The sequence below is a fragment of the Azospirillum sp. B510 genome (genome assembly GCF_000010725.1).
GTDB classification, from domain to species: Bacteria; Pseudomonadota; Alphaproteobacteria; order Azospirillales; family Azospirillaceae; genus Azospirillum; species Azospirillum lipoferum_B.
In genome coordinates this window covers 861,911-886,154 of the sequence record NC_013855.1, presented here as the reverse complement: position 1 = coordinate 886,154, position 24,244 = coordinate 861,911, and the positions used below count along the sequence as shown (strand labels likewise).

20 protein-coding genes are annotated in these 24,244 nt (G+C 67.3%); 9 read left to right on the top strand and 11 right to left on the bottom strand.

Translation table 11 applies throughout. The features are described 5' to 3' along the window. Positions 1-104 precede the first annotated feature (104 nt). On the bottom strand, positions 105-1,556 hold the full coding sequence (locus tag AZL_RS19020; protein ID WP_042444252.1) for an exopolysaccharide biosynthesis polyprenyl glycosylphosphotransferase: 1,452 nt from the start codon (positions 1,554-1,556) through the stop codon (positions 105-107). A gap of 840 nt (positions 1,557-2,396) precedes the next feature. On the opposite strand from AZL_RS19020, the gene AZL_RS19015 reads away from it, so the two are divergent. Together AZL_RS19015 and AZL_RS19010 are read left to right on the top strand one after the other, a co-directional pair. Continuing rightward, a complete protein-coding gene (locus tag AZL_RS19015) occupies positions 2,397-3,890 on the top strand; it encodes a lipopolysaccharide biosynthesis protein (protein ID WP_012976112.1) in 1,494 nt (497 codons plus the stop codon). Between the two features lie 30 nt (positions 3,891-3,920). After that, positions 3,921-4,568, top strand: a complete 648-nt coding sequence (locus tag AZL_RS19010; protein ID WP_012976111.1) for a serine acetyltransferase — start codon at positions 3,921-3,923, stop codon at positions 4,566-4,568. A 60-nt stretch (positions 4,569-4,628) separates the two neighbouring features. Here the strand turns inward: AZL_RS19010 and AZL_RS19005 are convergent, their stop codons facing one another. From AZL_RS19005 to AZL_RS18995, 3 genes are all read right to left on the bottom strand, one after another. Next, positions 4,629-7,136 carry a cellulase family glycosylhydrolase gene (locus tag AZL_RS19005; RefSeq protein ID WP_052293709.1) on the bottom strand — a complete coding sequence of 836 codons (2,508 nt, stop codon included), beginning with the start codon at positions 7,134-7,136 and terminating at the stop codon, positions 4,629-4,631. 221 nt (positions 7,137-7,357) lie between these two features. Then, a complete protein-coding gene (locus AZL_RS19000; RefSeq protein ID WP_148219493.1) occupies positions 7,358-8,323 on the bottom strand; it encodes a class I SAM-dependent methyltransferase in 966 nt (321 codons plus the stop codon). Positions 8,324-8,456: 133 nt separating this feature from the next. Continuing rightward, positions 8,457-9,389: a LysR substrate-binding domain-containing protein gene (locus AZL_RS18995; RefSeq protein ID WP_012976108.1), complete on the bottom strand. Its 933-nt coding sequence runs from the start codon at positions 9,387-9,389 to the stop codon at positions 8,457-8,459. Between the two features lie 105 nt (positions 9,390-9,494). Here AZL_RS18995 and AZL_RS18990 point away from each other — a divergent pair, with 105 nt between their 5' ends. The 7 genes from AZL_RS18990 to AZL_RS18960 all read left to right on the top strand — a co-directional run bounded on the left by AZL_RS18990 (position 9,495) and on the right by AZL_RS18960 (position 17,835). Beyond that, on the top strand, positions 9,495-10,982 hold the full coding sequence (locus AZL_RS18990) for a carboxylesterase/lipase family protein (RefSeq protein WP_012976107.1): 1,488 nt from the start codon (positions 9,495-9,497) through the stop codon (positions 10,980-10,982). A gap of 202 nt (positions 10,983-11,184) precedes the next feature. Beyond that, positions 11,185-12,417 (top strand): MFS transporter, encoded by a 1,233-nt coding sequence (locus AZL_RS18985; RefSeq protein ID WP_012976106.1) that lies wholly within the window; start codon positions 11,185-11,187, stop codon positions 12,415-12,417. A 243-nt stretch (positions 12,418-12,660) separates the two neighbouring features. After that, positions 12,661-14,082, top strand: a complete 1,422-nt coding sequence (locus AZL_RS18980; RefSeq protein ID WP_012976105.1) for an alginate export family protein — start codon at positions 12,661-12,663, stop codon at positions 14,080-14,082. Between the two features lie 161 nt (positions 14,083-14,243). Further along, positions 14,244-15,407 (top strand): muconate/chloromuconate family cycloisomerase, encoded by a 1,164-nt coding sequence (locus tag AZL_RS18975; RefSeq protein ID WP_012976104.1) that lies wholly within the window; start codon positions 14,244-14,246, stop codon positions 15,405-15,407. Positions 15,408-15,411: 4 nt separating this feature from the next. Then, the gene (gene catC, locus AZL_RS18970; protein ID WP_012976103.1) at positions 15,412-15,702 is read left to right on the top strand and encodes a muconolactone Delta-isomerase; all 291 of its coding nucleotides are present in this window, start codon (positions 15,412-15,414) and stop codon (positions 15,700-15,702) included. A gap of 59 nt (positions 15,703-15,761) precedes the next feature. Continuing rightward, a complete protein-coding gene (gene catA, locus AZL_RS18965) occupies positions 15,762-16,682 on the top strand; it encodes a catechol 1,2-dioxygenase (protein WP_012976102.1) in 921 nt (306 codons plus the stop codon). A 160-nt stretch (positions 16,683-16,842) separates the two neighbouring features. Further along, a complete protein-coding gene (locus tag AZL_RS18960) occupies positions 16,843-17,835 on the top strand; it encodes an AraC family transcriptional regulator (RefSeq protein ID WP_012976101.1) in 993 nt (330 codons plus the stop codon). Between the two features lie 30 nt (positions 17,836-17,865). Here AZL_RS18960 and AZL_RS18955 read toward each other — a convergent pair whose 3' ends face one another. The 7 genes from AZL_RS18955 to andAb form a co-directional block, all read right to left on the bottom strand. Then, entirely contained in the window at positions 17,866-18,567 is a 702-nt protein-coding gene (locus AZL_RS18955; RefSeq protein WP_042444249.1) for an ABC transporter ATP-binding protein, read from the bottom strand. Then, positions 18,567-19,322 (bottom strand): ABC transporter ATP-binding protein, encoded by a 756-nt coding sequence (locus AZL_RS18950; RefSeq protein ID WP_012976099.1) that lies wholly within the window; start codon positions 19,320-19,322, stop codon positions 18,567-18,569. Before AZL_RS18950 ends, AZL_RS18955 begins: the two co-directional genes overlap by 1 nt. Beyond that, positions 19,315-20,292, bottom strand: a complete 978-nt coding sequence (locus AZL_RS18945) for a branched-chain amino acid ABC transporter permease (protein WP_012976098.1) — start codon at positions 20,290-20,292, stop codon at positions 19,315-19,317. Before AZL_RS18945 ends, AZL_RS18950 begins: the two co-directional genes overlap by 8 nt. Next, a complete protein-coding gene (locus tag AZL_RS18940) occupies positions 20,289-21,221 on the bottom strand; it encodes a branched-chain amino acid ABC transporter permease (RefSeq protein ID WP_012976097.1) in 933 nt (310 codons plus the stop codon). The genes AZL_RS18945 and AZL_RS18940 overlap by 4 nt, the downstream gene beginning before the upstream one ends. Before the next feature lie 32 nt (positions 21,222-21,253). Continuing rightward, positions 21,254-22,450 carry an ABC transporter substrate-binding protein gene (locus tag AZL_RS18935; RefSeq protein WP_012976096.1) on the bottom strand — a complete coding sequence of 399 codons (1,197 nt, stop codon included), beginning with the start codon at positions 22,448-22,450 and terminating at the stop codon, positions 21,254-21,256. 161 nt (positions 22,451-22,611) lie between these two features. Next, positions 22,612-23,874 (bottom strand): NAD(P)/FAD-dependent oxidoreductase, encoded by a 1,263-nt coding sequence (locus tag AZL_RS18930; protein ID WP_012976095.1) that lies wholly within the window; start codon positions 23,872-23,874, stop codon positions 22,612-22,614. Between the two features lie 28 nt (positions 23,875-23,902). Beyond that, positions 23,903-24,232, bottom strand: coding sequence for an anthranilate 1,2-dioxygenase ferredoxin subunit AndAb (andAb, locus tag AZL_RS18925; protein WP_012976094.1), 330 nt, complete (start codon positions 24,230-24,232; stop codon positions 23,903-23,905). Between the last annotated feature and the right edge of the window lie 12 nt (positions 24,233-24,244).

Sequence of the window (24,244 nt, the reverse complement as noted above, 5' to 3'; positions counted from 1 at the left end):
CCGGTATTCGAAGAATTCCGCATGCAAGGAAGCGGCCCCGCGCGCGGGTGCGCGGGGGGCCGGCGGGCATCCGGGGCCGGCGTCTGGAATTGTGGGATCGGCGGTTATGAACCGTCGCCCTTCAGCACCATCACCGCGGTCTTGCACAGGATGAAGAAGTCGAACAGCAGGCCGCAGTTGCGGACATAGAAGACATCCATCGACACCCGCTCCTGGAAGGTGGTGCGGTGACGTCCCGACACCTGCCAGTAGCCGGTCAGGCCGGGGCGGACGGTGCCGATCACGTCGGCGGACACACCGACCTCGGGCAGCTCCTTCGGCATGTAGGCGCGCGGGCCGATCAGGCTCATGTCGCCCATCAGGATGTTCCACAGCTGCGGCAGCTCGTCGAGCGAGGTCTTGCGCAGGAAGCGGCCGAGCGGGGTGATGCGCGGATCGACGGTCAGCTTGTGGTAGGTCATGTATTCTTCGCGGGCGACCGGGTCGTTCGCCAGCAGATGCTGCAACTGCTCCTCCGCATCGACATGCATGGAGCGGAATTTCAACAGGTCGAAGGTCTGCTTGCCGCCGGCCCAGCGCTTCTGGCGGAACATCACCGGGCCGGGGCTGTCCAGCTTGATGGCGATGGCGAGGCCGAGCATCAGCGGCGCCACCAGGACCAGCAGGATGGCGGACAGCACGACGTCCATGGCGCGGCGGATGCGCAGATAGCCGGTCGGCGGGCGGACGCTGACGCGCAGGGCCAGCGAACCGTGCAGATTGTGATAGCTCGCATCGACGGCGCTGACATTGCCCTCGCCGAGCACGCAATAGACCTGACGGAAGGGAAGGGTGCGCACCAGACCGGTCAGGTCGCCACCATGGCGCCCCATGTCGGCGACGATGGCGGCGCTGGCCTGGGACGCCACGGCGGGCGAGTTGGCCAGCAGTTCCACCGGTCCCATCACCGGCAGGCCGGCAACGCGGGTCTGCCACAGGCTGTCGTCGTCGTCGACGAAGCCGACCGGCCGCATGCCGAGCCAGGGCAGGCGTTGCAGCTTCTCGGCGATGGCGGCACCCTGCGGGCCGGCACCGACGATCATCACCGGCGTGCGCCAGTCGAGCGCGCTGGACAGCAGCCCCTGGATCAGCAACAGGTCGGCGACATAGGTGATGGCGAAGCCGAGAAGGGCGATCGACAACGCCTCGACGAAGAAGGAGCGGAAGCCTTCCATCACGATGAACGGCACGGCCAGCACGGCGCAGCACAGGAAGGCCGCCTGGAACGTCCGTCTCGTCCGTTCCATGTAATCGAAGCGTCCAAGCGTGTAGATGCCGAACACCGATTTGACCAGGGGCACCAGCATCAGGCCGGTCACCAGCGACCGTTGCCAGGCGGCGGCCTCCATCGGCTCGGCCAGCGCGTCGACGCCGAGGAAATGGTTGAGCGTCCACCCCACCAGGGCGAGGACCAGTCCGTCGGAGAGTGCAAGCAACAGCCCGGGGGCGATCGTCGGGATCGTCGCCTTTTTTGCCGAGGTCAGATCGATGACCACTTCTGGGTCCAGTTTGCTCATCGCAGGTCCCGTGGTTGAAGGGAATGCCAGCCACCGCACGGCCATTCGTGCGGATGGTCGCTCGTCATCAGCGTCTCTTGGAAGTCGGCCGGTCTTTACTTCGCTGCGCCGCGATATCTCCCATGGCGCATTTGTCTAAAGATCGCTCTTTCATGATTTTTGTGGACCGATCCGCAGTTCGTTGAGGACGAATTAGGATGAGGAAGCCCGGCCAGCAACAGGGCATACGGACGTTGATTTCGCGTCCGCGATACCACTGCTGTTTCGAAGGGTGCGGCCACCCGAATATTAATGGGGATACTTTCGGATGCGTCTCCCGGCGGGGATAGCGTTTCGGGGTAACGGCAAGGTGGTGTCGCACCTCGGGCAGCGGCATCGACCTCCGCAATTTTTGGCTAGAGGATGGACGATCACGTCCCGACCGGGCGGAATGGCGCGGCGCGAACGGGGGGGATCGCCGAACTTGCGGGGTGGGCGCGCCACCCGGATTTCCCGAAGGAAGGCGCCCGGCAATTCCGAGCGGGGGAGCGGCGCGAACGCTCCCTTGCCTGTTTCGGGACATAAGCGGCAGCGTGCAGCTCCGCCGGAAAGCCTATTCGGATTGTCCGGAGGCCCTGACCGACGCCGTGCCGGTCCACGAATGGGCGGCCCCGGAAATCCTGCTTAGCACCGAAGAGTGAGACAGTCGCTTCAAGGCCGAATTGACGCATTCCCGACCTCCGCCAAGATTTGGCGCGTTCCTTTTCCCTATCCACGCCGTCGCCGCCCGTCGGACGCAACGCTCCCCGGCGGGCGGGACCGGAAAAGGAAGCGGATTCAAAGGGGGGCGAAGGAAACCGGATGGCTCTCGAAGCTGGTACGATCATCAAGCATGGCTGGATGTTCATGGTGGCGAATGTGGTCAACCGCGCCGCGGGACTGCTTCTGCTGCCGCTCTATGCGAAGGTCCTGTCACCGGCGGAGTTCGGTGTCTATGCCCTGATCAGCGTCGTCGGCGACATCGTGGCGGTCATGCTGATGATCGGGATGATCAACGCCTTCACCGTCGTCTATTTCGAGCATGCCGACGACCGCGGCCGACGCCGCGTGGTCAGCACCACGATGATCGGTCTGTGGGTGGCCTCGCTGGCCCTGCTGGCGGTGGCGCTGCCGGCCGGTTGGGGCGCCAGCGAACTGCTGTTCGGCGGCACCGGCCAGGCGCCGATCATCGCCTTCGCCTTCGTCGGCATCGCCTTCAGCGCGGTGTTCGAACTGGCGCTGGCCTATTACCGGGTCCACAAGCGGTCGGGCACCTGTCTGCTGATCTCCGTCGGCAAGGCGGTGGGGCTGATCGGTCTCAACCTCAGCTTCCTGCTGGTGATGGATCTGGGGGTGACCGGCATCTTCCTGGCCAACGCCATCACCTTCGTCGGGCTCGGCATCGCGCTGACGGTGGCGATCCTCGGGGCGAACGGCGTCGGCTTCTCCTTCGGGCTGCTGAGGCGGGTGACGGTCCTCGGGCTGCCCTTCATGCCGCAGACCATGCTGGACATGGGCAACCAGTTCGCCATGCGCTATCTGGTCAACCTGCTGATGGGCGTGGCGGCGGTGGGCGTGCTGTCCTTCGGGCTTCGGCTCGCCACTCTGCTCTACATGTTCCTGACCGCCTCCTTCCTGCAAATCTGGTCGGTCAGCCGGATCGAGGCGCAGCATGATAGAGGGGGGGACGGCACCGCCGGGCGCGACCAGTCGGAATTCGTCTTTTACCTGTTCGTCGTCCTGCTGTCGGCGGCGGCCTTGGGCATGGCGCTGACCGCGCCGGAGGTGCTGTGGCTGATCGCGTCCAGCGACTATGACACGGTGCTGCCCTGCATGCCGCTGCTGGTACTGGCCTATGTGGTCCACGGCGTGCGCATGCATGCGGAGGTCGGGCTGGTCAAGACAAAGAAGGTCGGCGTGCTGCCGGCGATCTCGCTGGGCGGGTTGGCGATGGGCACGCTGATCATGGGGGTGACCCTCGGGCCGCTCGGCCTGATGGGCGGAGCCATCGGCGTGCTGGGGCGCGAGTTGGTGATGCTGCTTGCCACCGAAGCGCTGTGCCGCCGCCTGAGCCCGGCGGAGCCGCCGCTCAGCGCCCTGCGGGTGACCGGCGTCCTGGCGCCGGCCGCCATCGCCTATCTCGCCGGGCTCGCCCTGTTCGGCTTCGCGGTGGAGCCGAGCTTCACCGCGGCCAAGCTCGGCCTCACCATGCTGTTCGCCGTCGCCGCCCTGTTCGGGCCGAGTTTCGGCAAGGCCGACCGCGCCATGCTGTTCCGCATGCTCGTCCGATTTCTGCGCCGGCCGCAGGCGGCATGACATCATCCGATCCGGGAGGAAGACACCGCGATGCAGGACGCTCCGCGCTACACCTATCGCCAGACCGTCGCCGCCGACGCCATCCGCTATGGCGGTGGGGGCGGTTTGGCGGCGGTGCTGAAGCTGTTGGCCGGGAACCGCAATTTCCGGGTGACCTTCACCCTGCGCAGTTGCCAGGCGGCCGACCGGATGGCGGGGCCGCTGCGCCGGCCGCTGCTGGCCGCCTGCCGGCTCCTGCACCGCTGGACCCAGCATTCCGCCGCCATGGATCTCCCCTGGGAAACCCGGATCGGGCCGGGGCTGCGCATCCTGCACGGCTGGGGGCTGGTGGTGAACGCCAACGCCCGCATCGGCGCCAACGTCACCCTGTTCCATGGCGTCACCTTGGGCCAGAAGGACGACCTGCTGCCCACCGGCCGGGTGACCCATTATCCGGAGCTGGGCGACGGCGTCTGGGTCGGGCCGCATGCGGTGGTGATCGGTGTCGGCATCGGCGAAGACTCCATCGTCGCCGCATCCTCGGTCGTCACCAAGCCGATGCCCCGGCGCAGCGTGGTCGCCGGCAATCCGGGCAAGGCGGTGGCCGAGGTCGCCATTCCCGACATCCCGCATCCGGCGCCGGTCGGCGGCCAGCCGGCCGCGATGGCCGGCTCCGCCATCTCCCCCGTTCCGGGCTGAGCACGAAAAAGGGGCCGGCGGCATGGCCGCCGGCCCCGTCTCCGTCAGGCGTCCAACCGATCAGGCCGCGTGGGAGAGGCTGCTGTCGGTGCCGTGCAGGTCGTGATAGGCGGTGCCGGCCGTGGTATAGGACATGTCCGTCGCCGCGACGTCGTGGCTGGCGGTCGCCGCCGACAGGTCGGCGGTGCCGGCCGTGTCGTTGGCGGCCGTCATGGTGTGGGCCAGCAGGTCGGCCGAGCTGAGCGACGCGGCGGCCATCTTGGCGGCGGAGGCATCGACGATCGTGCCGGTGCCGGTGCCGTCGGCGATGGTCGCCGCGGTCGGGTTGGAGATCTTCAGACCGAAGGTCTCGGTGCCTTCCGACAGGTGGTCGCTCAGCACCTTGACCGTCACCGTCTTCGCGGTCTCGCCGGCGGCGAAGGTCAGCTTGCCGCTGGTGGCGGTGTAGTCGGACCCGGCCTTGGCCGTGCCGTCCACCGTGGCGTAATCCACCGTGACCGGAGTGCCGGAGGCCGACGACAGCTTGACCGTGAAGGTGGCGTTGGCGGTGTTCGGGGTGGTGGCGCCGTTGTCCGTGTCGAACACGGCGCCGCCCATGGCGGTCTTGACGATGGCGGCCTTGGTCGGGTTGATGGTCTTGTAGTCGTCCATCAGGATGCCGCCGACATCGCCCGATTCCGGGGTCCAGGCCCAGAAGGTCCAGCTCATCCCCTTGTCGCCGGCGGCGATGTCGCTCTTGCCGTCCAGGTTCCAGTCGCCGTTCAGATATTTGGCGAGGGTCTTGCCCCAGGTCTGCTCGGCCGCGCTGGTGAACTGGCCGCCCCATTCGCCCAGCATGATCGGCGCGGTGTCGCTCTTGTAGAGATAGCCCCACATCTTGTCATATTGGGCCGGCAGGTTGTTCGGGTAGTTCGGATCATTCAGCCAGCTGAACTGGCCGACGCTCTGGCCGTAGGCGTGCGGCGAGTAGACGAGCTTGTCGGGCGTGTCGAAATGGATCGGGCGGGATTGGGCGCCGGCCAGCGTGCTGCTCCATTCCGTGCCTTCGACGAACAGCAGCCAGTCCTTGTTGACGGTCTGGATGGCGTTGCCGATGCGCTCGGCGGCGGATGCCCAGTCGGTGGCGGCATTGCCGCCCCAGGTGGCGGAGACGCTCGGCTCATTGTGCAGGTCGGCGCCGATGACGGTCTCGTTGCCGGCATAATGCTGGGCAAGCATCTTCCAGTTCGCGATCATCGTCGATTCAGGATGCTTGTCGGTGTACCACAGCCCGCTTTCGTTGGTGCCGGCGCCGCCGTCGTTGCGGTGGTGGTCGAGGATCACCTTCATGCCGAGCTTGCCGGCATAGTCGATGACCTTGTCATAGACCTGGAGGCGGGTCAGGCCGGCCAGATCCGGGTTCTTGGAGAAGTCGATGCCGTTGGTCACGGCACTGCTGTCGAACATCTCGTCCGACAGGGTCAGGCGGATGGTGTTGAAGCCGACCGACTTCATGCTTTCCAGATGGTGCTGGTAGCTGTCGGCCCACAGGCCGGCGGGCACATAGTTGTAGCCCTCGCCGCCGAACCAGTTCACCCCGGTCAGGCGCACGGTGTTGCCGGCCTCGTCGACGATCTGGTTGCCCTGGGTGTGCAGGAAGCCCTGGATGCCGCCGGCGGCCTTGCTGCCGGTCGGCTCGGTCACCGTCACGTCACCGACCGACAGGGTCGGCTTGGTCGGGGGGGGCGATCCCGGATTGCCGGAGCCGGCGAACCAGGATTTGTCGGCCTTCACCTCCATGGTGCCGTTCCACCACATCTCCTTCTGGCCGGCGATCACGTCCTTGCCGTCCAGGGCGCCCTTGTCGATCGACACGATGCCGTCGGTCGGGGTCACGGCATGGCCGCCGATGGTGATCTTGTTGACGAACAGGTTGCGGTCGACGCCGTTGACCACGCTGTCGTTGTCGTACTGGATCTGGACCTTGTGGGCCATGTCGGCGCCGACATTGGCGTTGAAGGCGAAGTCCTTCGCGGCGGTGCCGGCGGTGCCTTCACCGATCATCTTGCCGTCGACCAGAACCTTGAAATGGGCATTCACCCCGCCGGCCGCCGTCCCATGGGCGTTGACGACGATCGGCGTGCCGCCGGTGGTCGGCGGCGGCGTGACCGGGGTCCCGCCGCCGCTGCCGGCGAACAGGTCCTTGGACATGTTGAAGTCCAGCGAGCCGCTCCAGGACAGCACCTCGCGGCCGGACAGCGTGCCCTGGCCGTCGGCGGCGTAGGAGACGGCCGAATTGGTCGACGCGATGGTCTTGCCGTTGACCTCGATCGACTTGACGATCAGGTCGCGGTACATGCCGCTGGTGTCGGTCGCCAACCAGTCGTTGTCGTACACGATCTGGACCTTGTGGGCGACGTCGGGGGCCAGCTTGGTGGTGAAGCTATAGCGGCCGGCGTTGGTGGAATTGACCGTCGCCTGGCCGACGGCGGCGCCATCGACGAGGAACTTGAAGTGCGGCCAGACTCCGCCGGCAGTCACACCCGAGGCATTGACGACGAAGGTCGTATCGACGGGGCTCGTTGCCATTGGAAGCATCCTCTTTTCCGTGTTTCGCTGGAGCCCAGACTGGCCGGAAAAGGTTAACGAGGTATTTCAAATTTTAGCGAAATGCGTCTCTAATGCCACTATCACTTGTGAAAAGAAAGAGACACGGACAAACCCCTTTGCCGATGCATTACGGCAACAAGAGGTTTCCCCGTGTCTTTAATATATTGATTTATATTTATATTTCCGAGGGCGAGCCGGCGTTACCGGGGCTTGTGGGCGACCACGAACACCTCCGGCCGGAACAGATAGAGCTGACCAACCCTTCCGAGCTTGCGATTAAGGGTTAACGGCAGCAGTCCCAAAAATGCCTCGACCGCCCGGACATAGCCGAGATAGGCGCGGCTGGCGAAATGCAGGTTCAGCCGGCGCCGCACCGCCATCGGCAGGATATAGACCGCCTCGACGGAGCCGAAGCCGGCCTCGCGCAGCATCGCCGCCGTCTCGCCCCAGCCATATTCGCGCAGATGCATGCAGACCGGCTCGTTCAGCCCGAAGACCTCCGACAGGTCGGCCGGTCCGGCATATTTGTGCGGCATGCTGAGGATGTATTTGCCGCCGGGCTTCAGGATGCTGTGGACATGCGTCATGTGGGTGACGACATCGTCCGGATGCATATGCTCCACCACATGGGTGGAGATGACGCTGTCATAACGGTCGGCCGGCTCGAACCGCGCCAGATGGATGCCGTCGCTGTTCCGCCAAGTGATGTTGGACTCCTGTTCGATCCAGTTGGCGCCCCGCTCGCGCGTCACCTCGGTCGCGACGCAGCGGTGGCCATGGCGCGCCAGATAGCGCAGCAGCCGGGCCTTGCCCGACCCCACCTCATAGACATCCTGCGGCCCGCCCAGCAGAGTCAGGAAGTGGCGGAAGTCGTGATCGTCGTTGCGGGTATGGGCATCGTCCTCCGCCTCGTTCAGCCACGGACAGCTGGTGTAGAGTGTCGTGTAGGCCTTTTCGAAGACGTCCCATCGCTCGTCCGGCTTGCTGTCCAGAAGATCGCGGGCGAGGCGCCGCTCCAGATCCCAGTGCCGATGCACCATCTCGACCGTCAGCGGATAGGACGGGGACAGGTGGAACTTCCGCCGATAGCGCTCGACGAGGGCGTCGTCGGACTTCAGATCGGCGGGCAGGCGATCAAGCGGCAATGTGTCGGCTGTGTTCTGCACGATCGACCTCTCCTTTGGGGGTGCCGGACGCATTCCGGCACTCTAACCGGGAGTGCCGGGGGATGCGCGCACGCGAAGGGGAGGGCAGGCGGAACGATTGGAGGGAGTAGGGAGCGGCCGGCGGGCTAACCCTTCAGCCCATTTCGGCCGATACCGGCGTCCCATGCGGGAACAGCAGTTCGGGGAAACGCAGAACGAGAAGATCGAGGAACTGGCGGGCGGCGACCGTCAGCGTGCGGTTGTTCGGGTAGATCGCATAGATGGTCACGGGCTGCGGATACCAGCCGTCGAGGACCCGGACCAGATCGCCCGACCGGAGGTCGTTCAGGCACAGGGCTTCGGGAAGGGAGGCGATGCCGAGCTGCCGGTGCACGGCCTGAAGCACGGCCGTCGGAAGCGTCGTGCTGAAGCGCGGTTCGAAACGGACCACTTCCGTCCGGTCGCCGCGCGTCAAGGTCCAGACCCAGTCCGACGACCGGCTGCCCAGCCCGAGGCAATTCATCGGCTTGAGATCGGCCGGATCGGCGGGATGTCCGTTCCGGGCGAGGAAATCGCGATGGGCGACCAGGATATAGGGCGAGGTCAGGATCTTCCGCGCGACCAGGGAGGCGTCGGGCAGGGGCGTGAAGGAGGGGAAGATCACCAGATCCGCCTGCACCCCGCGCGGATCGAAGATTCCGAAGGATTCCTCCAGATGCAGACGGACGCCGGGCGCGCTTGCCAGGAATTCGGCCGCCAGCGCTTCGACCAGGACGGCGCCGAGGACGGGCGGACAGACCACATGCAGGAAGCCGGACGGGCTGCGGCGTGCCCGTTCCGCCATGACGAGCAGCTTGTCCGCCTCCGACGCGATGGTCTTGCAATGTTCGAAGCATTCGATGCCGAAATTGGTGGGTGTGAACTGCCGCGCCCCGCGATGGAACAGCTTCAGGCCAAGCCTTTCCTCCAGCTCGCCGATGCGGCGGGCCAGCGTCGATTTCGGCATGCCCAGCCGCCGTCCCGCCGCGGAAAGCCCGCCGGCCTCGACCACGCATTTGAACAGATACATGTCGTCCAGACCGTGCATGACCGTTCCATTTTCGGGACGATGGTTCTCAAATAATACTTCAGGCGAACTGTAACCAAAACGATATACTTTTCAAACCATCCAAACATCGTCAGGTGAAGCGAGATGACCGCGATCGAGAACGTCGTGGTAACGACTCCTTTTGGCCAGTTGGCCGGCAAGCGGATCGACGGCGTTTCGTCGTTCAGGCGCGTGCCCTATGCGGCGGCGCCCACAGGGGCCCGCCGTTTCGCGTTGCCGGGTGAGCCGATCAGCTGGACGGGCGCCCGTCCGGCCACGGCACCCGGCACGATCCCGCCGCAGCTGCCCTCCCGTCTCGACGATGTCATGGGTGCCTACCCGGCGGCCCAGGACGAGGACTGCCTGCATCTCGACATCTGGACAACGCGGTCGCGCGACGACAAGGCGCCGGTCCTGGTCTTCATCCATGGTGGCGGCTTCATGACCGGCGGCGGATCGCTGCCCTGTTATGACGGCCATCTGATCGCCCAGCGCAGCGGTCTGGTCGTCGTCACCATCACCTACCGTCTCGGTGCGCTGGGTTTCCTGCCCATCGAGGGGCTGGCCGCGGCGAATCTCGGGCTGCATGACCAGATCGCCGCGCTGCGCTGGATCCGTCAGGCGATCGGCGCCTTCGGCGGCGACCCGGAGCGCATCACCGTCGCCGGCCAGTCGGCGGGTGCCTACAGCATCGCCAGCCTTCAGGCCATTCCTGTCGGACGCGAGCTGTTCAACCAGGCGATCCTGATGAGCGCGCCGACCGGTATCAAGCTGCGCACGCCGGAGCAATGCAAGCCGATCGTCGAGGGCTTGCTGGAACTGCTCGGGTTGGAGCCGGACCGGGCGGCCGCGCTGCGCGACGTGCCGGTCGACAGGCTGATCGAGGCCCAGGGCAAGCTGCTGCGCCGCCCGCCGGCCACGCCGGGCGACATAACGCCGCCCTTCATGCCCGCCTATGACGGTGTTCTGATTCCCCGCGACCCCCTGGCGTCGGCCCTGGACGGCGGTGCCGGATGGTGCAGCACCGTCGTCGGCGTGACCCGCGAGGAATATGCCGCCTTCCATGCCGGCAACCCGACGCTGGCCGGCATGACCGAGGAGCGGCTGCTGGCGGCCATCGCCGGCATGTATGGCGACCGGGCGGTCGCGGCGGTCGCGGCGGCACGGACCCGACGGGTGCCGACGACGCCGCAGGCGCTGCTCGGCGACCTGTTCAGCGACGAGACCTTCATCCAGCCGAACATGGATTTCGCCGAGGCCCAGTGTCGTCATGGCGCCGCGACGGGGGCCCGGACCTTCGTCTACCGCTTCGATTGGCAGTCACCCAATGCCGCGCTCGGCGCCTGCCATTGCCTGGACCTGCCCTTCCTGTTCGGCAATCTCGCCGTCTGGCAGGAGGCGGCGCCGATGCTGCACGGGGCGAACCGGGCGGAGCTGGAGGATCTTTGCCGGCTGTTCCAGGGCGCTCTTCTGCGCTTCGCGGCGCAGGGTGACCCCAACGGCCCGGACACGCCGTCCTGGCCATCACATGATCGGGACCTTGCGGTTCTGCATGTGGACCGGCGGATCTATGCCGCTGGCCTGATCGGATAGCGCATCACCGCGGGCGGCTCCATCCGCCCGCTCGGACGATCCATCGGACGATCCATCGGGCCTGACGGGAGGTTTGAGCGGCCTCCCCGCCCCATGAAAGGTAACGGCATACCAACGAAAACCAGCACCCAACAAAATCAAAAGGGCCTCGCGTGTCCTTGTCGGATCGACGGGGTTCCGAACAGAACAGGAGGCTTACGAGATGACTTCCAGCCAAGTTGCGGAAGGGGACGACGCGATCTCGTCCGGCCGGACGAGAAGCCTGTATGCCATTGTCATCACCTGTTTCCTGATCGCGATGTTCGATGGTTTGGACATCAACGCGATCACCTTCACCGCCCCCGTGCTGGCCCGTGCATGGGGCATCACACCGGCCCAGATGGCGCCGGTGTTCCTCGCCACCAGCGCCGGGGCGGTTGTCGGCTACATCGCCTGCGGCGCTTTGGTCGTCCGTTGGGGGCAACGGACGGTGGCGGTGGCGAGTGTTCTGCTGTTCTCGCTCGGCACGCTGGCGACCGTAACCGCCATCGACATCATCACGATGAGCCTGCTGCGTTTCGTCACCTCCGTCGGGTTGGGCGGGGCGCTGCCGGTGGCGGTGGCCATGGCGGCCGGCGTGATGCCGGCACGCCACCGCGGCACGGCGGCCATCCTGGTGGCGACCGGCCTGTCGGCCGGCGGTGTCGTCGGCGGCGTTCTCGGTGCTCCGCTGATGGCGCATTTCGGATGGACCGCGATCTTCATCGTCGGCGGCATCCTTCCCCTGCCGCTGCTACCGGCCATTCTACACCTTTTCGGGACTGCGCAGCCCGCCGACGCCGCCACCAAGGGGGAGGGGGGCAAGCTGGTCGGCGAGCTGTTCCGTCAGGGGCTGGCCGCGCGCACCACCCTGCTGTGGCTGTTTTCCTTCCTCGTCTTCATCGATGCCTACGCGCTGCTGTACTGGATCCCGTCGCTGCTGAGCGGCATGGGGATGCCCAGCGAACTGGCGCCCGCCAGCACCGCCGTCTTCTCGATGGGCGGGCTGGTCGGCAACATCGCGCTGACCCTGCTGATCTCCCGGCTTGGGGCGCCGCGCACATTGATGGTCGCGTCGGCTGTCGGTCTCGTCAGCATGGCGGTCTTCGGGCTGCTGCACGCGCCGCTCGACCTCATGATGCCGCTCGTCTTCGGCATCGGCGCCGGCTCGATCCCCTGCTGCGTCGGGCAAAGCGCCCTGGCGGTCGCCTTCTATCCCGACCGTCTGCGGGCGGCCGGAATCGGCTGGGCGGCGGCGGTCGGGCGGATCGGTTCGATCTTCGGCCCGGCGGCCGGCGGTGCGGCGCTGTCCCTTCAACTGGCTCCCCAGCAGATCATCCTGGCCGCCACGTTGCCGGTCTTCTGCGCTTTCCTGGTTCTGGTCGTTCTGGCGGGACGAAAGCACCAGGGGGCGTGAGCCCGCCCGTCGCCGCTGCCCCATCACAGGGGCGGCGGGCGGGACGCGAAGCCTTGAGTCCGGCATCGGCACCGACATGCCCGTGATCGACGCCTCGGCGCGAGCCGGTGAGGCGCATGGCCCCGCCTTGTCCTTTGTCCGGCGGGCAGGCCTGGGGGCCGCAAAAGAGCTCCCGGCCCCAGCGAATGAAAAATCATTCGCCAAAGAAAAACCCTTCATATCCTGAACAGGGAAACCAGAGACATGACCGGAAAGACCGAAACCCGTTCCAAGCTCTTCACTCTGCTTCTGTTGTCGTCCGCCGTCCTTCCCTGTTGCAAGGCGGCTTCCGCCGCGGACCCCGCCACTCCGGCGACCGGCCCGGCCCCGATCCAGTACATTCGTTATGAGGACGATCTGTCCTGGTACGCCGATCCGAAGAACCGTGAGCTGTTCATCGACAAGCTCAAATATATCCCGATTTCCGACGGTGGCTATATCAGCTTCGGTGGCGATCTCCGCACCTATTACGAGAACTACACACCGCCGAATTTCGGGATGCGCAATCTCGGCCGCAATGAATGGCTGGCGACCCGCGCCCTGTTCCACGCCGACATCAAGAGCGGCTTCGGTCCCAGGGCCTATATCGAACTTGGGCGCGAGGAGATCGCCGGCAAGAAGGGACCCTTCACCCCGAACGATGAAAGCCACATCGATCTCCAGCAGGGCTTCATCGATCTGCCGGTCGAGGTGGGCGGCGGAACGGTGACGGCCCGCGTCGGCCGGCAGGAGTTCTTCCTCGGCTCCGGCCTGTTCCAGAGCCTGGCGGAGGGGGCCAACATCCGCAACGCCTTCGACGCCGCCCATATCCTGTTCAATTTCGGCACCGTCGAGGGCCGGGTGTTCTACGGACATCCGCTCCGTCAATCGACCTACGCGTTCCAAGATGCGCCGAATCTCGATTTCGACCATTACGGCCTGTATGGAACGGTCAAGTCGGTGCTGCCCGGCCTGAATGTCGATGGCTATTTCTTCGGGTACGACCGCAAGGGCAACCGTTTCAACCAGGGAACCGCCGACGAGGAGCGGCGCACCGTGGGCACCCGGTTGTGGGGACGGTCCGGCGCCTGGGATTACAGCGGCGACTTCGCCTATCAGTTCGGTTCCTTCGGCAGCGGAGACATCAGCGCCTGGGGATCGATGCTGTCGGGGGGCTACAGCTTCCTCGGCGCTCCCCTGGCGCCACGGCTGTCGGTCACGGCGGTCGCGGCGTCGGGCGACAAGGATCCGAGGAAGCGCACGCTCAACACCTTCAACCCGATGTTCTCGTTGTCCCCGCTTCTTTCGGAATCGAACAGCTTCGTTCCGATGAACCTGATCAGCCTCTATCCGAAGGTCACGGTCAGGCCGCTGGACGGTCTATCGGTCTCCGCCGGGATCAACGCGATGTGGCGTCAGTCGAAGGGCGACGGCGTCTATACGGTGCCAACCATTCTCGTGGCCAGGAATTCCGCCTCCTCCAGCAGCTATGTCGGAACGACGGCGGAGTTCGCGGCGCTCTGGACCGTGAACCATTATGTCACCCTCAACGCCGCCTATACCCATTTCAAGGCGGGCGCCGCCCTGAAGGACGCGGGCGGAAAGAGTTTCGACTACACCCGCGCCGGCCTGCTGCTCCATTTCTAGTCCCGGACTCCTCCGGCGGGATGCGCATAGCGCTTGGGGCCGCATACCTTTTGGGTATGGAAACAGGACTCAATCGGTTTTGGACGCAGACCGTCGCGTGGAACGATAATCAGCATCAGAAACTCTGAAGCCGCACAAACGCACAGATCGGGGATGTTCGCGTGACGAAAATCGAGCGGGTCGAAACCTTCATTCTGGATCTGCCGACCATCCGCCAGCATGTCCTGGCGATGGCGACGATGAAGACGCAATCGGTCGTGATCGTCCGCGTCACCGCGTCCGACGGGGTCGTCGGCTGGGGCGAAGGGGCGACCATCGGCGGATTGAGCTATGGTGAGGAATCCGTCGAGGGCATGGCGCTCGCCATCGACACCTACATGACGCCGTTGCTGGTCGGGCAGGACGCCGACCGGGTCGCCGCGGCGATGACGCGGATCGACGCCTTCGTCCAGGGCAACAACACGGCCAAATGCGCGGTCGAGACCGCGCTACAGGACGGTGTGGCGCGGCGGCTGGGCGTGCCGCTGGCCCATTTGTTCGGCGGGCGGGTGCGTGACCGGCTGGCCTGCGCCTGGACGCTGGCGAGCGGACAGTCCGACCTCGACATCGCCGAGGCCGAACGGCTGCTCGACGCCCGCCGCCACAACATCTTCAAGCTGAAGATCGGCAAGCGCCCGCTGGCCGACGACATCGCCCACATCGCGGCGATCAAGCGGGCGCTGGGCGACCGGGCCAGCATCCGGGTTGATGTCAACCAGGCCTGGAGCATCACCGACGCCCGGCGCGGATTGGCGGCGCTGGCCGATGCCGGTGCCGATCTGGTGGAACAGCCGGTGCGCCGCCAGCATCTGCCGGCGCTGGCCCGGCTGACCCAGGATTTTCCCATCGCCGTGATGGCCGACGAGATCCTGCGCGGGGCCGACGACGCCTTCCGCGTCGCCGCGGCGGCCGGGGCCGACGTGTTTTCCGTCAAGCTGGCCCAGTCGGGCGGCGTCGGCCCGGCGGCCAAGGTCGCCGCCATCGCCGAGGCCGCCGGGATCGGTATCTATGGCGGCACGATGATCGAAACCGGAGTGGGCACGGCGGCGGCGGCCCAGCTGTTCGCCACGCTGCCCCGGCTGGAGTGGGGAACCGAGCTGTTCGGCCCCCTGCTGTTCACCGACGATTTCCTTGTCACGCCGCTGCGCTACGAGAATTTCGCCCTGGTGGTTCCGGACGGGCCCGGCATCGGCGTCGACATCGACCCCGACCGGCTGGACGCCCTGCGTCGCGACCGGCCGCGCAGCCACCATGCCGTGCGTGCCATAACCCAAGCCGGAGAGTAATTCCATGCTGTTCCATGTGACGATGACCGTGCGCCTTCCCGCCGACATGCCGGCGGATGCCGCCGCCGACCTGAAGGCGCGCGAAAAGGCCATCGCCGCCGATCTGCAACGCTCCGGCAAATGGCGCCATCTGTGGCGCGTCGTCGGGGCCTACGCCAATGTCAGCGTCTTCGACGTCGCCGACAATGCCGAGTTGCACGACATCCTGACCGGGCTGCCGCTGTTCCCCTACATGGAGATCGCGGTGACGCCGCTGTGCCGTCACCCGTCCTCGGTCCGCGACGGCGACGCCTGATCCCCGGTTCCCCACCCCCTTCCAAGCCCAAAACAACCAAACCCCAAGGGAGACCTCCAATGCAGGCCAAGGAAATCGACGCGCTGCTGGCGCGCTTTACCCAGACCACGCCCGGCAAGACGCCCAACCCGCGGGTCAAGGCGATCGTCGACCGCATCGTCCGCGATCTGTTCGTCACCATGAACGAGTTCGACGTCACCCCGGACGAGTTCTGGACCGCCTGCAACTATCTGACCGAACTGGGCAAGAGCAACGAGGCCGGGCTGCTGGCGCCGGGCCTGGGCTTCGAGCATTTCCTCGACCTGCTGGTCGAGGAGCGCGAGAGCGCCGCCGGCCTGAACGAGAACGGCACCCCGCGCACCATCGAGGGCCCGCTGCATGTGGTCGGCGCCCCGGTGCATCAGGGCAGTGCCCGCATTGATGACGGGCTGGACACCGCGTCCGAGCCGCTCTTCATGTCGGGCGTCGTGCGCGACGCCTCGGGCAAGCCGATCCCCCATGCGGTGGTCGAGGTCTGGCATGCCGATTCCAAGGGCAACTACTCGATCTTCGACAGCTCGCAGACGCCCTTCAACAACCGCGGCACCATCCACACCGGGGCCGACGGACGCTATTCCTTCCAGTCGATCATGCCGTCGGGCTACGCCTGCCCGCCGGGCAGCAGCACGCTGCAACTGCTGACCCTGCTGGGCCGCCATGGCGCCCGTCCGGCGCATATCCACTTCTTCGTCAGCGCGCCCGGCTACCGCAAGCTGACGACCCAGATCAACATCCAGGGCGATCCGCTGATCGACGACGATTTCGCCTTCGCCACCCGTGACGGTCTGGTGCCGGATGTCCGCCGCATCGACGATCCGGCGGCGATCGAAGCGCGCGGCGTCAACCGTCCCTTCGCCGAGATCACCTTCGATTTCCGTCTGGTCGAGGCCCGCGACGGGCTGCCGGCCGACGTGGTCGACCGCCCGCGCGTCTCCGCCTGACCGGCTTCGGCGCGTCGTCTCTTCGGCGCGTCCTGCGGATGGACGACCCCCGCCAATCCTGGCGGGGGCGTTCCCGTTTCAGCCGCCGGCATGCGGTATGGGTTTTGCTTGGACTTCATATCGTCGCGAGGATTGTCCACAGCCAGGAGGAAGCGTCGCCATGGACATGACTGCCGGTGCCCTGACGGCCGCCCCGCCGTCCTTCAACGCCTCGGCGCTTCGGATGTGTCGCATCTTCGAGACCTCGGATCTCGACGATGCCCGCGAGCGCATTTCCAAGGTGATGCAGCCGCACAGCCTGATGGCCCGCGGGCGCCCCAACGGTCAGCCCTCGCACATGGATTTCATGGCGATGAAGGGAATGGGCATCGGGACGATAAAGTTCGGCCAGGCGTCCATCGCCGTTCCGCCGCTGGACGATTATTATCTCGTCATGCTCTGTGTCAGCGGTGGCGCCGAAATCCGCATCGAGCGCGACAGCTTCACCGTGGACCGTTTCAACGGCGTTCTCTGTTCACCGGGAAGCCCAATCGTTGGGCAGTTTTCGCCCGATTGCGAGCAGCTGGTGCTCAAGATCGCGCGCAGCCGGCTGGCGGCCTTCAACGGGCCGCGTCCGGTGCGGCTGGCGTCACGGCTGGATCTGCGCAGCCCCCGGCTGACGCCGCTGCTGGTGACGCTGCGCGGCGTGGTCGGCGACCCGGCCACCGTGCGGCTGATCCGCGACGATCCGCTGGTCGCCGCCGAATATGAACAGTTGTTCCTGAGGCTGCTGCTGGCCGGTCAGGAACGCGTCGAGACGGACGACCGGCCGCAGGGGCCGCGGCCGGTGTCCGTTCGTCGGGCCATCGCCTATCTGCGGGAGAATTCCGCCGCCGCCATCACGCTGGCCGACATCGCCGAGGCGGCCGGCGTGCCGGAACGCACGTTGCACGACGCCTTCAAACGGTTCGAAGGCGTCAGCCCGCTGCGCTATCTGCGCAACCTGCGCCTGGACGATGTCCATGCGCGCCTGCGCGGCGGCGGAGGCGGGGATGGCAGCGTGACGGCCATCGCGCTGAATGCCGGCTTCACCCATCTCAGCCGTTTCGCCCAGGATTACGCCGAGCGCTTCGGCGAGCGGCCGTCCGACACCCTGCGGCGCGGAGGCGCTTGACCGCCTCCGCGCCTCCGTCCCTCCGACGCCTCAGATATGCAGGTAGGTGTTCTGGACGTCGGCCGCCCGGCCCAGCTCCGCGCTGCTGCCGCTCCACACCGTGCGGCCCTTCTCGATCACCGCGCAGGCGTCGGCGAGGCGCAGCACCGCCGACAGGTTCTTGTCGACCAGCAGGATGGACTGGCCCTCGCGCTTCAGCGTCTCCAGCACCGCCCAGATCTCGGCGCGGATCACCGGGGCCAGCCCCTCGGTCGCCTCGTCGAGGATCAGCAGGCGCGGGTTGGTCATCAGCGCCCGGCCGATCGCCAGCATCTGCTGTTCGCCGCCCGACAGGCGGTTGCCCAGGTTGCGGCGGCGTTCGCGCAGGCGGGGGAACAGCTCCCACACCGCCTCCAGCGTCCAGCGCGCCGGCTCCCCGCCACGGGCGGCGGCGGTGGCGACGAGGTTTTCCTCCACCGTCAGGGTCGGGAAGATCTGGCGGCCCTCCGGCACCAGCCCGACACCCAGCCGGGCCACCCGGTGCGGCGGCATGCGGTCGATGCCCTGGCCGCCGAAGCTGATTCCGCCGCCCCAGCGCGGGATCAGCCCCATGATTGCGGCGATGGTGGTTGTCTTGCCCATGCCGTTGCGGCCCATCAGGGCCAGCACCTGCCCGGCCTCGATGGAGAGCGACACGTCGAACAGCACCTGGCTCTGGCCGTAGCCCGCCGTGAGATTGTCGATCTTCAGCATCACGCCAGCGCGTCCTCTCCAAGATAGGCGGTGCGGACTTCGGGATGGCCGCGGATCTCGTCCACCGTGCCGGTGACGATGATCCGGCCATAGACCAGGACCGAGATGCGGTCGGCCAGGGCGAACACCGCCTGCATGTCATGCTCGACCAGCAGGATGCCGTAGCGGCTGCGCAGGTCGCGCAGGATGCCGATCAGCCGTTCGGTCTCCTCCGGCCCGGCCCCGGCCAGCGGTTCGTCGAGCAGCAGCAGGCGGGGGTTCATCGCGATGGCGATGGCGAGTTCGAGCTGGCGCTTCTCGCCATGCGACAGGGCGGCGGCGCCACGCTCGGCCACCCGGCCCAGCCCGACGATGTCGAGCGCCGCGCGGGCTTCCTCGTTCAGCGCCGCCTCGCCCGCCACCGGGCGCAGGAAGCGGAAGGAGGAGCCGCTGCGCGCCTGCACCGCCAGCGCCACATTCTCCAGCGCGGTGAAGCCCGGCACGATGCTGGTGATCTGGAAGCTGCGGGCCAGCCCCAGCCGGGCGCGCCGTTCGAAGGGCAGGGCGGTCACGTCGCGGCCGGCGAAATGGATGGTCCCGCGGCTCGGGCGCAAGGTGCCGCTGATCTGGTGGATCAGCGTGGTCTTGCCCGCCCCGTTCGGGCCGATGATCGCATGGATCTCGCCCGGCAGGACGGTCAGCGACACGTCGGAGGTCACGGCCAGCGCGCCGAAGCTCTTGCACAGGCCGCGCAGTTCCAGCAACGGATCAGGCATCGGCGTTCCTCCGTTTGGGCGAGGCGAGGCGGAAGGCGGCGCGCAGGCGCAGCGGCGCGCCGACCAGCCCGTCCGGCAGGAACAGCACCGCCAGCACCAGCAGCGGCCCGAACACCAGCCGCCAATAGACCAGCAGGTGCGACAGTGTTTCCTCCAGCAGCACCATGGCCAGCGCCCCCAGGATCGCGCCGCCGAGCTGGCCGACGCCGCCGAGGATGACCATGAACAGCAGCTCGCCCGAGCGGGTCCAGGACAGCAGGGCGGGCGACACGAACTCCGTCGCGTTGGCCAGCAGGGCGCCGGCCAGACCGCCGACCGCCCCCGCCATCCCATAGGCGGTCAGGCGGTAGGGATAGGGCTGGAAGCCGACAGCCAGGGCCCGCTGGGGATTCTCCCGCGCCGCCCGCAGCACCCGGCCGAACCGGCTGCCCAGCAGCAGGGTGCCGCCGATCCACACCAGGGCCAGCAGGCCCAGGCACAGGAAATGGAAGGCCAGGCGGTTGTCCAGGATCCGCATCCCCAGCCATTCGGTGCGGGCATAGAGCGTGTAGCCGTCGTCGCCGCCCAGGCTGGAGAAGGAGGAGGTGGTGAAGAAGGCCATCTGGCCGAAGGCCAGCGTGATCATGATGAAATGCACGCCGCTGGTGCGCAGCGACACCGCTCCGGTGACCAGCGCGTAGGCCGCCGCCGCGGCGATGGCGGCGGGGAAGACGATCAGCCCCTCGCTGATGCCGGCGGCGTCGAAGGCGACCACGGCGTAGGCGCCGATCCCCATCGTCGCGGCGTGGCCCAGGCTGACCAGCCCGGCGCCGCCGACCAGCAGCGAAAGGCTGACCGCCGCCATGCCGAGGATCATCGCGCGGGCCAGCAGGCCGAGCGCGAAGCCGTCGCCGAAGCCGAGGAAGGGAGCCGCCGCCAGGGCCAACAGGGTGGCCAGCGCCAGCGCGTGTTTGCGAAGGAGCGCCGTCATGCCGAACGTCCTCCCGGAAAAAGCCCGGCCGGGCGGAAGAACAGGATGCCGGCCATGACGATGTAGACCAGCATCGAGGCCAGCGCCGCCCCGGTCTGCCGGGCCGACGACGGGTCGAGCAGCAGCCGCAGCAGGTCGGGCAGCATCGCCCGTCCGATGCTGTCGAGCAGCCCGACCAGCAAGGCGGCGATGAAGGCGCCGCGGATGGAGCCGACGCCGCCGATGACGATCACGACGAAGCACAGGATCAGCACGCTGTCGCCCATGCCCGGCGCCACCGGGAAGATCGGGCTGGCCAGCGCCCCGGCGAAGCCCGCCAGCATGGCGCCGAAGGCGAAGACGACGGTGAACAGGCGGCGGATGTCCACCCCCAGCGCCGACACCATGGCGGGATGGGTCGCCCCCGCCCGCACCAGCATGCCGGCCCGCGTCCGCTCCACCAGGAACCACAGCAGCAGCGGCACCAGGATGCCGATGCCGATGATGACCAGCCGGTAGGTCGGGTAGATCAGCCCGGCGACGATCTCCACCCCGCCCATCGGGCCGCCGGACAGCCAGGCCGGTTCCAGCACGGTTTGCGGGGCGCTGCCCCACAGCGCCCGCGTCGCCTCGTCCACCGTGAGGATCACCCCGAAGGTGGCGAGCACCTGGCTCAGATGGTCGCGGCGGTAGAGATGGCGGAACACCAGCCATTCCAAGGCCAGCCCGACCAGCAGCGCCACCGGCAGAGCCAGCAGCGCCCCCAGCCAGAAGCTGCCGGTCCACACGCCCAGCGTGGCGGCGACATAGGCCCCCAGCATGTACTGGACGCCATGGGCCAGATTGATCAGATCCATGACGCCGAAGACCAGGCTGAGCCCGGCCGCCACCAGGAACAACAGCACCCCGAATTGCAGGCCGTTCAGGGCCTGTACCAGAAGCATGGACATCGCGAAAGCTCCCCGTCGGCCCGTTCCGTCCATCACCCCATCTTGCAGGAGGCGGCGTAGCTGTCGGCGTCGGCGCTCAGCACCTTGCGGACGGTTTCCGTCTGGTATTTCCCATCCGCGCGCTTGGCGACCTTGCACAGCCAGAAATCCTGGATCGGGAAATGGTTGGGACCCAGCCGCAGCGCCCCCCGCACCGACGGGAAGTCGCCGGCCTCCAGCGCGGCGCGCAGCGCCGCCTTGTTGGTGACATCGCCGTTGGTCCGGCGGATCGCCGTGTCCAGCATATGGGCGGCGTCATAGGCGTGGGCGGCGTAGTTCGACGGGATATAGCCATAGGCCGCCTCGAACTCCTGCACGAAGCGGCGGCTTTGCGGGGTGTCGAAGTTCGGCGCCCAGGTGGCGGCGGTGTAGAAGTCGAGCGCCGCCTCGCCCTGGGCCGGCAGGGTCGATTCATCGACGGTGAAGGTGGAGAGGAAGGGGATGTTGGCGAGCCCGGCCTGCCGGTATTGCCGCACCAGATTGACGCCCAGCGCGCCGGGCATGAAGGTGAAGACGGCGTCCGGCTTGGCGGCGGCGATCTTGGTGACCTCGGTCGAGAAGTCGAGCTGGCTCAGCGGCACATAGATCTCGTCCACCACCTCGCCCTTGTAGCGGCTGCGGAAGCCGGCCACCGCATCCTTGCCGGCCTGATAGTTCGGCACCAGGATGAACACCCGCTTGTAACCCAGATCCTGCGTCGCCTGTCCCATCGCCGCGTGCGGCTGGTCGTTCTGATAGGCGCTGCTGAATAGGAAGGGGCTGCATCCCTTGCCGGCCAGGGTGGAGGGGCCGGCGTTGGCGGTGATCAGGAAGGTGTTGCTCTCCGTCACCGGGCGGACGATGGCCTGCAACATGTTGCTGAACACGACGCCGACCACGAAATCGACCTTGTCGCGCTCCAGCGCGGCGCGGACCTTCGACACCGCCACGTCCGGCTTCAGCTCGTCGTCGATCACCAGCGTCTCGACCGCCCGGCCGCCGAGCTGGTTGTTCAGGCGCGTCACCCCGGCCAGCCAGCCGTCGCGCAGATGGGTGCCCAGCGTCGCCCCCGGACCGGACAGCGTGCCGACGAAGGCCACCTTCACCGCCTGGTTCTGCGCCCGCGCGATGGACGGCGCGAACGCCAATTCCCCGGTGGCGGCGAGGGTTGCGGTGGCCGCGGTCGTGGTGAGAAAGCTGCGACGGTTCATTGTGAATTTCCCTGTTCTTGAAGTGTTGGGAGCATACGCCCGCAATCCGGCTTTTGGCATCCGTGTCTCTGCGGTGCACCGGTTGTCCGTGGCGGGCGTCGCGCTGTCCAGACCCGAAATCCGGTTCTATGGAACCGGTGCCGGATATCTGGGGCGTGAGGTCATCGCATTATGATGTTCGGGCGGCTCGGCAGCCGCTGGACCGGCGTCGCCGTGTCGGCCCAGGCGTCCGGCAGCGGGGCGCGGCCATCCTCAAGCAGCTTGCGCAGGACGCGCAGGTCACGGGCGGCGTTGACCGCCACCGCGCCGGTGACGATTCCGGATTCGTCCAGCATCAACCAGCAGCCGCTGCCGGCCTCCGGTGTGCCACGGGCGACCGCGCGGGTGCCCATGCCGGGCAACCCCAGCATCTGCACGTTCACGCCATACTGATCGGACCAGAACCAGGGGATGTCGGCATAGACACCGGCCCCGCCCAACGCCGCCCTGGCGGCGACGATGGCCTGATTCTGGGCGTTGGCCCAGGATTCCAGCCGCAGCGAGGTTCCGGCGAAGGCGTTCGGGTGGCGGGCGACGTCGCCGGCGGCGAAGACGCGCGGGTCGGAGGTCCGCCCCTGGGCATCGACGACGATGCCGTCGTCGAGCGCCAGCCCCATCGCCGCCGCCAGCCCGACCTCCGGCTCGATGCCGATGCCGAGCAGGAGATGATCGGCCTCCAGCCTTTCGCCATCGGCCAGGGTGACGGCGACGCCATCGGACATGGCGGCGACACCGGAAACGCCGACACCGGACACCACGCGCACGCCATGGCTTTCATGCAGGGCATGCAGCCAGTCGGAGACCACCGGCGGCATGGTCCGGGCGCACAGCCGGGGCGCCACCTCCACCACCGTGGCCCCGACCCCCAGCGCGCGGGCCGTTGCCGCCACCTCCAGCCCGATCCAGCCGCCGCCCAGCACCAGCAGGCGTTTCGCCCCGGCGAGCGCGCCGCGCAGCCGTTCGGACTCCGCCAACGTGCGCAGGGTGTGGACCCGGTCGGCCGGCAGCGAGTCCTGGCCTGGCAACCGCCGTGCCCGCCCGCCGGTCGCCAGGAACAGCGTGTCGTAGGAGACCGTCCGGCCGTCGGCGGTGGTGACGATCCGCGCCTCCCGATCCACCGACACCACGCGCTGGCCGAGCCAGCATTCGATGCGGGCCTCCTCGGCCAATGCCGGGGTCAGCAGCGTGATCGCCTCGACGCTGCCGGTCCCCTGAAGGAAATCCTTCGACAGGGCCGGCCGTTCATAGGGCCAGTGCCGCTCCTCGCCGATCAGCACCAGCCGGCCGGCGAATCCCTCGGCCCGCAGGGTGCGGGCGATCCAGGCGGCGGCCTGACCGCCGCCGACCACAACATAGGTCGTTTCGCGTTCCGGCATCGCGGTCATGGGCTTTTCCCTTTCAGCGCTTCAGCTTTCAACGGTCAAGCGAGATCTCGACCCGGTCGCCGACCACCCGCACGGGATAGCTGCGCACCGGCTCGGTGATCGGGGCGGAGCAGGGGGCGCCGCTGCGGATGTCGATCAGGCCCTGATGCAGCGGGCATTCGACGCAGCCATTCTCGACGAAGCCGTCGGACAGCCGGGCCGCCCCGTGGGAACAGAGGTCGTGCAGGGCGAAGAAGCCGCCCTCCTGCCGGAACAGGGCGACCGGCACGCCGGCGATGTTGAGCGCCATCACCTCGTCGTCGTCCAGGGCGTCGGTCGCGGCGGCGTCATGCCATTCGGTCATGGGCCATTCGGTCATGGTGGAGCTTTC